We start from the raw sequence: 12,657 nt of genomic DNA on the forward strand, positions 1-12,657 counted from the left end.
GCTCTTCTTGTTACATATCAGCGTTTTCTTAACTTAATGGTTACTTTAAATAAATCACCGTCAACATCTATATCTAATACCCCATCGTGCAAATCAATAATCGATTTAGCAATAGCTAAGCCCAGTCCTGACCCTTCCGTTTGACGTGATTGATCCCCACGCTTAAAGCGTTCAAACAACTCTTCTACATTGCAACCCAGCTCATAATGTGAAACATTTTTAAATGATATTTCTACTTCATTTTCTTTATTTTTCACTGCTATATACACCCTTGAGTGTGGCAATGAATACTTCAATATATTCAATATTAAATTATCAAATACTCGATTCAACTTCTGGCCATCTACTATTGCATCAATAGGCTGTTGATCGTGTGAAACTCTAAACTGTAATTGTGAAGAAGCTATTTCTTCATCATGTTCCGCCAATGTTTGCTGTAATAGTTGAACAAGATCTACTTTGCTTTTATACAATTCAATATTTCCAGTCGCCATTTTTGACGCTTCAAACAAATCATCAATCAATACTTTCAAGCGCTTAGATTTACGATCGATAATTTCAATATAACTTTGGCGCTCATCATCTGTTACATCCGTTGATTTGAGCAAATCTGTATATGTGATAATCGAAGTCAACGGTGTACGTAAATCATGGCTTACATTTGTAATGAGCTCTGTTTTTAACCGTTCGCTTTTCACTTGTTCTCTTTGTGATGTTTTCACACCTTGTTTTAACAAATTCACATCATTTGCAAATGAAGCTAATGTAGACTTCCCTTTAATCTCTAAATCTGGTTCATTTACGCCATTTGCCATCGCATGAACAGCTTGAATGATACGATTTAAATAACCCGCATGTTTAAAGATAATATACAAGATAGGAATACCTACAATTAATACAATTGTACCAAATACAAGTACAACCTCAGGAGCTGACGTAGAACCTATTGCTAATAGAAAACCTGTTGCTAAGCCAAAACCAGGTACAATAACTAATAACATTAGTATTTGCATACCGATACTACGATCCAAGAACGCATCTTTTATAAAACAATACATTTTAATAACAAGAGCTCTTTTTATCTCTTCGTCGTACCCTTTTTCAATGACACTATTTATACTTGAAGCAATCTGCACTATTCCTAAAGCTAACAAACATGTACTGATAAAAACATAAGGTATTAAAGAATCTATGGCATTTTCATAATCATAAATGTTGAGCCATGAGTACACCATAACTGTATATAAACCCGTGATGATTAGTAAGACTAAGCGCATATCTATTGGTATACGATTATACCATGCCCAATTCACTAGATGAATCGTTGGCATTATGCCTCTTCGCTTGATGATATATAAGCTACTTCCCATAGCAATCAAACCAATAATTAGGCAACTAATAAAAATAAGCTGCACATGATTATAATTATTGGTATTCTTAATAATTTGTTCGGAAGTTGAAGTGTTTTTCGGTATACCTATATAACCTTTAAATGTTCGAACACTTGATTCACTTTCATTCATTTGTTCACTATCTAAATCAGGATTTGCAAAAAGATACTCTTCGTTAAAGTAACCGATATGGTTATACCAATCATCTGAAGTTATGGGTAATTGCGTAGTAATAGTATCATTCTCCATCACTAGCGATTTGTTGCTCATACCATACTTCTTCATATAGAGCATACTTTTATCCGTAAATATAGTTCGGTACGATTTAGCTTCCTCGCTATTTAAAGACGTATAAACTTTACCAGTCTGTTCGTCTTCTAAATAATATTGAAAAACATCATTATATGGATTTAAATCTCTTCGATTTATTTGATAGTCTTGAAAAGCTTCATCAATTTGCTTTTCTTTTTGAGCGATTATTTTCTTACGTACATGTTCATCACTCGTAAAATTCATTGTTATGTCTTTAATTTTATCATCACGTTCTTTTTCCAATATGGTTGCTACTTCATTATTTCCCATCTTCTTTGCTTCACTGATACGTGGATTATATTGCTCATTAATATTTGTTACTTGTACTGATAAATCTCCATACTCGAATCGGTGTTGTTTTATTTCTTCATCAGAAACGGTAATTTGTTTCTTCAGTTTTGCTGGATCAACCTCAGATAACTGGTACGTACTTAAATAATTAAGAAAAGTATTATATTCACTATGAAAGCGATTTGTTCCGAAATAATCTTTTTTCAAAAATTCATTACTTGATATTAAATTTGCGAAAAATATACTACATCCAAAACTAAATAATAGCAAAATTATAAAGACTAACTTTTTATTTCTCCATTTTATATCCAATTCCCCAAACCACCTTTAAATATCGCGGATTTTTTGGATCAATCTCAATTTTTTCTCGAATTTTCCGGATGTGTACTGCAACCGTATTTTCCGCATTAAATCCAGGTTCGTTCCAAACAATTTCATATATTTCATTGATTGAAAATACACGACCGGCATTTTTCATCAAAAGCTCTACAATTTTATACTCAATCGGAGTGAGTTTTACCGCCTCTCCATTTACCTCTACCTGCTTGGCATCTTCATCAAGTGTTAATCCATGTAAATCAATTTGTTTCTTAACACCTTCATAAGTACCAAGCGTCACATACCTACGCAGTTGTGATTTAACTCTTGCGATAAGTTCTAGTGGATTGAAAGGCTTTGTAACATAATCATCCGCACCAATTTGTAATCCTAATACTTTATCCGTATCTTCACTTTTTGCACTCAAGATTATAATCGGTATATTTTTCTTCTCCCGAATTTTAAATGTCGTAGATATACCATCCATTCTTGGCATCATTACATCTAATATAATTAAGTGAATACTATGTTCATGAAGCTTCTCTAGCGCTTCAATACCATCTGCCGCTTTAATGACAGAAATACCTTCATTCTTTAAGTATATTTCGATTCCATCACGGATATCTTGATCATCATCTACTACTAGTACGTTGAACGTTGTCATCGTTTCAACCTCCCTCCTATCAAAGTATACCATCTTCAATTCTTACTTATAATGTAGCCCGGAAATCTTAAAATAGTAGGAGTATAAATCTTAAGAATTTCTTAAATGTTATACACAAAATTGAATGCGCTTACAACAAACCCAAACCGTTTGTCAAGTAATATGAATCGGTAAATTATTCTTTTATCTATATAATGAAAAGAAAAAGTGGTATTATTAATGGTAGTTTGAATTTTAAATCCATTCATTTTTGCCATTTATTTCTATACGATTCGTCCTATCTTCATATGCTCACTAATTCACATATAGGGCTACATACTAAGAAACATACTTGGCTACAATAACAATATTATAGATAGTAGGAGGAAACATGGAACATACAGCTCTTCGTGATGTCGAGAAATTGGCATTAAAAAAACAAAAGGTTTTTGATCAAAGCATTATTAAATATTTATTACGTGCCATGTTAGCAAGTGGATTTATCGGATTCGGTGTAATCATTGCTTTTAAATCAGGGAACTTATTCTATTTAGAACATTCTCCATTCGCTTATCCAATCGCTGCTTTAACATTCGGTACAGCTATTGTTCTTATTGCTTATGCAGGTGGTGATTTGTTCACTGGTAATACTTTTTACTTCACATATGCAGCTCTTCGCGGCAAAATGTCTTGGTCAAAAGTGGTACAAATGTGGATAGCAACCTATAGCGGTAACCTTATTGGAGCGGTAATCTTTGCTGGTTTCATTTTCTTAACTGGATTATTTGCTTCATCCGACGTGAACGGATTCTTAATGAGCGTAGCCTCAGGAAAGATGAATGCTTCAACAATGGAATTATTCTTCCGTGCCATCCTGTGTAACTGGCTTGTATGTTTAGCATTCTATGTGCCAATGACATTAAAAGGCGACGGACCGAAAATATTTACAATGATGCTTTTAGTATTCGGATTCTTCGTTTCAGGTTACGAACATAGTATTGCAAATATGAGTACATTTGCTATTGCTCTTATTGTAGATCATCCTGATACGATTTCAATCGGTAAAGCAATCCACAATTTAATCCCTGTAACATTAGGTAATATGGTGGGTGGGGCTGTTTTCATGGCTATGTTCTATCACTATGTAAGCGGACCGAAATCAGAAGACGAAGACAAGTTCTCAGAAGAAGAAGATCATTCTCATGTTGTTCAATTCTCAGAAAAAGCAGCAAAAAAATAAACTTCATTCTTATCACGCAAACTGAATTTCATTTGGTTTGCGTTTTTTGTTGGGAAATAACAAAGACTAGGGTAACAATACTCTAGTCTTTGTTCCTACCGATTAGTCAAAGTATACGGTAAGATAATTTAATTTATTACAATTGTATCCAGCATAACGTCAGACATAGGTTCATTAGGATTAATACTTTCGGAGTCAATATAACCTTCATATAATTTTTCTTTTGTTATCATATCAATTTTCATAATTTTAACTTTATTCTTTTCTTGTTCAACAGTATTTTGGAGTAAGTAAGCTTGATTGTCTTTTACAATAGTATCTGAAATAGTAACCCCTTTCAGATTATTATCTTGTAGAACCTTTGTAGCTTTATTATTCTCCAAGTCTATGTCATAAAATGTTCCCGTTGTTGCTGAAACAAAATAGAAATGATTTGCTTTTGAGTAGATCTGCTCAACTGATATAATTTTTTCTGGCAATTTCATTTCTGTAGTAGTACCCTTTAACATATCAACAGTGTATAAAGTAAATATAGATTGCCCATCTTGATGATTCTCTACTATAAAAGGAATATGCGTAGCGGACTCAAAATCTTCTAAAAAAAAGTAATAGGAGAAACTTGAATCTCCTTGCTTCTTACCATCAAGAAGTTCCGTACTAAATACTACATTACTATCGACAACCTTTTGTTGTTTTAAATTGATATGAACCATAAATACATCCATATCTTCCTCTTTATGACCCGTCATCATAATCGCTACTTGTTGTCCTATTAATTGTACTTCTTCTACTCCTATATATTCATATGGAATATAATCATTCGGCAAATCTACAGCAAAATCATGACTTTTATTTGTAATTTTATCAAAATAGTGTACTTCTACTTGTTCCATTGTTTCATCTGGCATAGCCGTAATTAGCAAACTTTTATCTTCATAAAAGTCCCATCCATTCTTTCCTCTCATAAAGCTTCTATATTGGTCTTGCAATTCCATTCTTGTAATGGTTTCCCTATTTAATTCATTAAATGTAAAGAATTGATTAACTATAGACTTCGGCTGTACAGAGACATTATTTTTACTAATATTCAATGTACTCGGAACATTGTTTACATGCCCCTCTCCCCAGATACTTACATCTTTTATTTCTTTGGCATCACCCATAACCGTTTGAATGGGTATATTTTTTATCGTTTCATCTCTAACCGAAAAAAACGCATAATAGCAAACAATACTTACTGACACAATAACCGTAAATACAATAGCTGCGCTATATCTTTTCATCATCTGCCCCTCCTTATACCCAAATTCTCTTATTCATTAAATATGTACTAATGAATAGTGATAGCACGACAAGAATGACCACACTTACTGAAATTGCCATCAAAAGTTCATTTTGATATAAGGATAAGAAATCCTGCAAAATCGATGGAAGAACTAATAGCATAAAACTAAATATTCCGTAAACAACACCGAGCACGATTCCTTTGATACGAAAGCTTCGTTCTATGAGAATGATTGTGAAAATAACGAGAACGCTTGTAATGCCTATTCCATAAAGCAATACAAAGTCTTCAAACATTACCGGAATTAAAACTTGTAAAATCTCGCTTCCACTAATCCATGAAATAAGTGTTCCATCTACTCTTCCAGCTTCCGGTACAATTGCTTTATAAAGAGCGTTTAGCACTGGATACATAGCTAGTTGAACAGCTATACAGCCAAAGATGAATAACAGCAAAGAAGTTAATTTGGCATAAAATACTGACATTCGCTTGAAAGGAAGCATTAATACTTGAAAGGCGAATGTGTTCTTTGCAAACCATTCACGATACCATGTAAAGAACATATAAATTAACAATACAGCTAAACAAATGACAATAGGAGACATAAAGAGAATTGAATCCGTCAAAATTTCTAACGGTAACTGTTCGGGAATACTCCCTTTTCTTTCAGCTTTCTCAACACTTCTCTTTAGACCGTACGCATTCAATATGAGAGTTACAGACTCCACAACCACAATTAAACTAAGCAAAGCTGCATAAACCTTCCAAAATCTCTTCAACTCAAAGTCTACTAATTTCAAGTAATTCTTCATCCTTCATACACCTCCCGCAGCTTATCAATGACAGACATTCCTTCATCGATTCGCACTTGTTCTGTGTAGAAATCTTGTGCGATTACACCGTCATTTAAAATGACAACCCGATCTAATAGATGTTCTACTTCATCTATTTCATGTGTCGTTAACAACACACCGCGTCCTTCAAAGAATGGTGTTGAAAACAATTCGCGAATTTTCTCTTTGGCAAACATATCAACACCAGAGAATGGTTCATCCAGTAAAATATAGTCTGTATTTAAAGATAATCCTAGAATCAAGCTAACTTTTGCCGCATTTCCTTTCGATAACTCTCCGATTTTTTGCTCGACATTCATTTTGAAAAAATTCACTAGCTCTTCTGCACGTTCTTCATTCCAACGTGGATAAAAATCTTTCATGTATTGAAATGCCTGCTTAATTTTCATAGAACCTAACATTGTCATATGATCAGCGACATAGGCGATGTTATCACTACGCTTCTTCTTCACACTCACACCATCAACAGTAATATCACCGTTAGTAAATGGCGTGATGCCTAGAATGGCTTTCAATGTAGTAGATTTCCCGGTTCCATTCACCCCAATGAGACATGTAATTTCGCCTTTTTTCACCGAGAAAGAAACATCACTTAATACATGCTTAAAGCGATATTTTTTCGAAATTCCTTTAACTTCTATCATTCAAGCTACCTCCTTACTTCAGTTCTCCCGTTTTATAAACCTCTTTCACTGATTGCACAATTTCTTCTTCCGACACCGCAATACGCTTCATTGTCTCTACAAATTGAACAGTCGCTTCTTTCACTAATTCTTTGCGGACTTCTTTCAATACAACCTCATCCTTTGTAATTCGACTTGGAAAATTTCTTTCTGTCTCTATCAACATTTGATCCTCCATTTCTTTATACGCTTTTTGAACTGTATTTGGGTTGATGTTTAACATGACAGCTAATTCTCTACGTGATGGTATTTCTGTGCCAGCTATTAGCTCACCAATTGCGATTCTTTGCTTAAAATGTGTAACAACTTGTAAATAAATTGGTTCTCTGTTGTTTAACTCTAACTTCAAGTCCATACCTCCTTTCCCACATAATAGTGTATTACCTAGTTAGTACAGTATATGAATGTATTATTACACTAATACACTATTTGTGTCTACTCTTTTTTTCCAATTTTGACATATACTATTTATAAAAGAATGTTTCTCTACCAAAATGGAAAGGGTAGTAGAATATGAAGAAAGCTAAAGAAGAAGGGATTATTATGAGTCTCAAATGGTTAGAATGGGCAAAGCAAATTCAATCAATCTCTCAAGCAGGATTAGCCTATTCCAAGGATGTATACGATATTGAAAGGTTTCAGCAACTACGAGAGTTAAGTGCTGAAATAATGAGTATGTACACGAAATTAGACATGGAAATCGTCAAAGATTTATTCACCAACGAAAAAGGCTATCAAACACCAAAGGTAGATATACGAGCCGTTATATTTCAAGATCATAAAATTTTATTAGTTAAAGAAAAATCAGATGGTAAGTGGTCACTTCCAGGCGGTTGGGGGGATGTTGGTTACTCACCTTCAGAGGTTGCCGTTAAAGAGATTAAAGAGGAAACAGGATATGATGCAGTTGCGAATAAACTACTGGCCGTGCTAGATAACACTCGGCCCCATCACCATCATCCACCTTCTGCTTATCACGTGTACAAACTATTTATTCAATGCACCATTATAGGTGGATGTGCCACACCAAGCATCGAAACAGTAGATATTGCATTCTTTGGAAAAGATGAATTACCTACTCTTTCAACGGCTCGAAATACAGAGTCACAACTTCAGATGCTGTTTGAATTCTTGGAAAATCCGAATAAAAAAGTAGTACTAGATTAGATATTGATAAAAGGCTGTTCAAGTCAGAAATACACTGACTATGAACAGCCTTTTATACCACTACAATTAAATAAAGCGGTTATTGCAATGAAATATATATATCAATTGTTTGGTTATTCATATCACTAGAATCATTATGATATACTTCAAAATCACATACATACGCTCTTGGTAAATCCATTCCCCAGATTATTTCCCAAGCTTCCCCTACTGCTTTCTGCATATGTCCAACCACCGTGAACTTTGCATAACTTCCTTGAGGAATGGTCATATATTGAACCCCTTCGACTACATCTTCTTTGCTTACTTCCACGCCAGCAAAAAAGTCATATGGCTTAGAAGCATCACTTTCATAATTACTATACACACCATAAGCTTTATGATCGATTTGATTTGGAATTCGTTCCATTACATTATTTCCAATGAATGTTTGCCAAGTTGTACCTATATCTTGCATAGCTTGACCATTTTCGTTTGTTGTACGAATGGCGATTCCTGCTACCATCTTTTGATTGAGTTCTACAATTGTATAGTTCATAAAGTACCATCCTTTCTTTTGTATTAACCATAACAAAGAAAAGCTGACATCAGTCTGTCAGCTTTTATAAATGTTTGCAATTTTATTTATTTCAAGATGAAGCGTCTCAATCAAGTCGCTTGGTGCGAGAATTCGCACAGCATCTCCAAAACTGAGTATAAACGGAATAATAGCATAATCAAAGTGGTACGGAAATTCTACTATTACGTGCTCCTCTGTCATTTCTTTAATTTCGCTGAGACTAAAATAATCATATACGATGCCAAGCTTACTTTTAGAAAACTGTAAACGAACATTAATAGGCGATTGATTCGGTTTCGTATCTATTCTTTCTTTTGAAGCTTCAGTCATTATCGTTGTCTGAAGTTCAATCATCTGTAGTTTACGAACTCTTGTCAGCTTAAATACGCGTTCTTCACCACGTAAATAGCAAAAGGCTTCCATATACCAACTTCCATTACGCAATACAATAGCTGTCGGACGTACGGTACGATCCGTACTTTCTCCTTTATAACTTACATAAACAAAAGACACTTCCCTCTCCAAATTTATGGCTGTTGTTATGGACTGCATTCGTTCTTTTATTTCTTGATCAACTTCTGGTCGATAAATTGAAGGGCTCGATAAACGAAGCGATGCAGGTTGAATTTCTGGTGATAATTGTTGGATTTTCCCCTGCAATTCTTCAGCATTATTATCCTCTAATAATTCTTTTCTATAATCTAAGCTATGTAATAATAATTGTTTTTCCTCGTCTGAGAAAGTAAATACCGTGAGCTTATACGACTCTAATAAAGCATAGCCTCCACCTTTTCCGCTATAGGTTACAATTGGAATTCCTGCAACCATAAGCGATTCCATATCACGATAAATCGTTCTTTTTGTCACTTCAAAGCGTTCGGCTAGAAAATCCGCTGTAATACGTTCTTCTTTTAATAGCAATAACAAAATAGATAATAATCTTTCTAGCTTCATTGACTCACCTCATTCATCAAGGAATATTACTACTATCATTATCACATATTTCCCAATAGAAAATATGCATCCTTACTAGACACGTTTTTTGTTACAACAAAATATTTGTCGTACACGGCATTAAATTGCATAGTATAACAAGCAGAAAAATATATTAAAATAATATGAAAGGTTGTTTCTTCGGATAGATTTGAACTTTAAATGAACGTGTACTATATATTTTTCGAAAGCAATAGCTTCATATCCCCTAACAAGTGATAAAATAATTAGTAAAAACAAAAGGAGAATCTAACTATGCGAAATGAAATGGTTGAACGATTTATTACATATGTCAAAGTAGATACACAATCCAATAGCGACAGTACAACTTGCCCATCTACACCCGGTCAACTAACGTTAGCAAATATGCTTGTAGAAGAGTTAAAACAAATTGGCATGAGTGAAGTGACAATCGATGAAAATGGTTATGTTATGGCTACTTTACCCGCTAATTCTGATAAAGAAATCCCAACAATCGGGTTCCTAGCACATGTGGATACAGCAACAGATATGACAGGTGCTAATGTAAACCCACAAATTGTAGAAGATTATGATGGAAACGATATTGTACTAAACAAAGATCTACAAGTTATTATGTCTCCATCAGCATTCCCAGAGTTAGCTAATTACAAAGGCCATACCCTTATTACTACAGATGGAACAACACTACTAGGTGCGGATAACAAAGCTGGTATCGCAGAAATTATGACTGCAATGGCATACCTTATTCAACATCCTGAAATTAAGCATGGAAAAATCCGTGTTGCTTTCACACCGGACGAAGAGATTGGAAAAGGTCCACACAAATTCAATGTTGAAGCCTTCAATGCAACATACGCTTACACAATGGATGGAGGACCATTAGGAGAATTGCAATATGAAAGCTTTAATGCGGCTGGCGCAAAGGTAACGATTAAAGGTAAAAATGTGCATCCAGGAACAGCCAAAGGCAAAATGATTAACTCTACAAAAATAGCAATGGAGTTCCAAAGTCAATTACCGGCAAACGAAGCGCCAGAATTTACAGATGGTTATGAAGGTTTTTACCACCTTCTTGCTTTCAATGGTGACGTGGAAGAAACAACATTACAATATATCATTCGTGATTTTGATAAAGAAGCTTTTGCAGCTCGCAAGGCTACAATTGAGCGCATTGCAGCGGATTTACAAGCAAAATATGGAGAAGATCGAATTATTCTTGATTTAAATGATCAATATTACAATATGGGTGAGAAAATTACGCCTGTAAAACATATTGTTGATATCGCTCATCAAGCAATGAAGAACTTAGATATTGAACCAATTATTCAACCGATTCGTGGTGGTACAGACGGCTCCCAACTATCTTATATGGGACTTCCTACACCGAATGTCTTTACAGGTGGGGAAAACTATCATGGTCGTTATGAGTACATTTCTGTTGATAATATGGAGAAAGCGACAAATGTCATCGTTGAAATCGTGAAAATATATGAGCAACAAGCATAAATTGCTTTTCTGAAATATAAAAAAGAGACAATCCAAACATCCATTTTTTGTGATTGTCTCTTTTATTTATGATTCAACTGAACATTTGAGTAATTAACTCACGATTGCGTTTTTTAAAAACATCATTATGAGAAGATACCATTGCGCTAGCATGTGCTTCGGGCTCTATATATTGCTTTGCCTTATTAACTGCATTTACTGCATCTTGAAAAGCCCCTGCTATTAAATGAACCTTTCCATCGTATGCGACAATATCCCCCGCTGCAAATAAACCTGGAAGAGAAGTTTGCCCGTTTGGCGTTCCTGCAATATAGTAATCATCAACTAGATCGATAGCTAAATTACTATTTCCTAATAACTCCGATTCTCGCTCATATCCATGATTAATAATTACTTCATCCACAACTACAGTTGTTTTTTCATTCGTTTCTGTATGAGTTAATTCAACAGTCTCTATTTGCGTTTGCTGTTCATTTGCGATTAGTTTTGTAATAGTTGTATTTAAATAGCACTCAGCCGAGCTCTTTAATAACTGAGAAATTTGTGCTTCATGGCCATTTAAATTCTCTTTACGATATGTTAAATAAACTTTTTTAGCAATCGGCTCTAATTCATTTGCCCAATCAATAGCCGAGTTGCCCCCGCCTGAAATTAAAACCACTTTATCTTTAAAACGTTGTAGCGATTTTACAGTGTAATTTAAATTAGTTACTTCAAAGCGCTCGGCTCCTTCAATATCTAATTTTTGCGGTTTTAAAATTCCACCACCAATAGCTACAATTATTGTTTTTGAATAATGCTCATTACCACGATCCGATCGTAAGGTAAAACTACCATCAGATCCTTTCGTAATTGAAATGATTTTTTCATTAAGCACGACTTCAGGATCAAAAGTTAAACCTTGTTGTACAATTTGTTTTATTAATTGAGCGCAAGGCATTGGTGTCATTCCGCCAACGTCCCATATCATCTTTTCCGGATATACGTGTAATTTACCACCTAATTCAGATTGAAACTCAACAATTTTTGTTTTCATTCCTCTGAGACCGCTATAAAAAGCTGAATATAAACCAGCTGGTCCTCCACCAATAATAGTAACATCAAATAGTGTATTGTTATCCATAACTATCCCCTTTTAATCGTCAATGATTATCATTCTCATTCAAATTATACACAATTTGATTGTATTAGCAAACTACTAATGAAATACCGTCACCGGTCCTTTTAATTAATGAACCTCTTCTTTGTCTTACTTCTAATTAAAAGGAGTTATGCGGCAGGCATAAGACAAACCATTCTTGAAAACCCTCTTTTGGTTTCCAAAATGGGGTGGCTTATGACCGAGCATAACAGGTGTAAGGTTAGACATAGAAAAGCGCAAGCGCACGGTTAGCTCCGTATGGACTGGAGACCACCGACTGAGATATAGGAAA

General features: G+C 34.5%; 12 protein-coding genes. 3 read left to right on the forward strand and 9 right to left on the reverse strand.

Annotated features, from left to right (window positions below):
- Nucleotides 1-17: 17 nt before the first annotated feature.
- Nucleotides 18-2,306, reverse strand: coding sequence for a sensor histidine kinase (locus tag V7014_RS05575; RefSeq protein ID WP_335505011.1), 2,289 nt, complete (start codon nt 2,304-2,306; stop codon nt 18-20).
- Entirely contained in the window at nt 2,284-2,976 is a 693-nt protein-coding gene (locus V7014_RS05580; RefSeq protein ID WP_335505013.1) for a response regulator transcription factor, read from the reverse strand. Before V7014_RS05580 ends, V7014_RS05575 begins: the two co-directional genes overlap by 23 nt.
- A gap of 370 nt (nt 2,977-3,346) precedes the next feature.
- Here V7014_RS05580 and V7014_RS05585 point away from each other — a divergent pair, with 370 nt between their 5' ends.
- A complete protein-coding gene (locus V7014_RS05585; RefSeq protein ID WP_335505016.1) occupies nt 3,347-4,195 on the forward strand; it encodes a formate/nitrite transporter family protein in 849 nt (282 codons plus the stop codon).
- 128 nt (nt 4,196-4,323) lie between these two features.
- On the opposite strand, the gene V7014_RS05590 is transcribed toward V7014_RS05585, so the two are convergent.
- Genes V7014_RS05590 through V7014_RS05605 form a run of 4 tightly spaced genes read right to left on the reverse strand, consistent with a single transcriptional unit; the run spans nt 4,324 to nt 7,366 of the window.
- Nucleotides 4,324-5,478 (reverse strand): hypothetical protein, encoded by a 1,155-nt coding sequence (locus tag V7014_RS05590; RefSeq protein WP_335505018.1) that lies wholly within the window; start codon nt 5,476-5,478, stop codon nt 4,324-4,326.
- 13 nt (nt 5,479-5,491) lie between these two features.
- Nucleotides 5,492-6,292, reverse strand: coding sequence for a hypothetical protein (locus V7014_RS05595; protein WP_335505020.1), 801 nt, complete (start codon nt 6,290-6,292; stop codon nt 5,492-5,494).
- Complete coding sequence (locus tag V7014_RS05600; RefSeq protein WP_335505022.1) at nt 6,289-6,978, reverse strand: ABC transporter ATP-binding protein; 690 nt, start codon at nt 6,976-6,978, stop codon at nt 6,289-6,291. Before V7014_RS05600 ends, V7014_RS05595 begins: the two co-directional genes overlap by 4 nt.
- A 13-nt stretch (nt 6,979-6,991) precedes the next feature.
- Nucleotides 6,992-7,366, reverse strand: a complete 375-nt coding sequence (locus V7014_RS05605; RefSeq protein WP_335505024.1) for a GntR family transcriptional regulator — start codon at nt 7,364-7,366, stop codon at nt 6,992-6,994.
- 194 nt (nt 7,367-7,560) lie between these two features.
- On the opposite strand from V7014_RS05605, the gene V7014_RS05610 reads away from it, so the two are divergent.
- Nucleotides 7,561-8,184 carry an NUDIX hydrolase gene (locus V7014_RS05610; RefSeq protein WP_335505053.1) on the forward strand — a complete coding sequence of 208 codons (624 nt, stop codon included), beginning with the start codon at nt 7,561-7,563 and terminating at the stop codon, nt 8,182-8,184.
- 79 nt (nt 8,185-8,263) lie between these two features.
- Here V7014_RS05610 and V7014_RS05615 read toward each other — a convergent pair whose 3' ends face one another.
- Nucleotides 8,264-8,722, reverse strand: a complete 459-nt coding sequence (locus V7014_RS05615) for a GyrI-like domain-containing protein (protein ID WP_335505026.1) — start codon at nt 8,720-8,722, stop codon at nt 8,264-8,266.
- Nucleotides 8,723-8,779: 57 nt separating this feature from the next.
- A complete protein-coding gene (locus V7014_RS05620) occupies nt 8,780-9,697 on the reverse strand; it encodes a helix-turn-helix transcriptional regulator (RefSeq protein WP_335505028.1) in 918 nt (305 codons plus the stop codon).
- Nucleotides 9,698-9,991: 294 nt separating this feature from the next.
- Here V7014_RS05620 and pepT point away from each other — a divergent pair, with 294 nt between their 5' ends.
- The gene (gene pepT, locus V7014_RS05625) at nt 9,992-11,224 is read left to right on the forward strand and encodes a peptidase T (protein ID WP_335505029.1); all 1,233 of its coding nucleotides are present in this window, start codon (nt 9,992-9,994) and stop codon (nt 11,222-11,224) included.
- A gap of 73 nt (nt 11,225-11,297) precedes the next feature.
- Here the strand turns inward: pepT and V7014_RS05630 are convergent, their stop codons facing one another.
- Complete coding sequence (locus tag V7014_RS05630; RefSeq protein WP_335505032.1) at nt 11,298-12,347, reverse strand: NAD(P)/FAD-dependent oxidoreductase; 1,050 nt, start codon at nt 12,345-12,347, stop codon at nt 11,298-11,300.
- Nucleotides 12,348-12,657 lie beyond the last annotated feature (310 nt).

Source organism: Bacillus sp. JJ722 (assembly GCF_036963345.1).
Taxonomy (GTDB): Bacteria; Bacillota; Bacilli; order Bacillales; family DSM-1321; genus Bacillus_AD.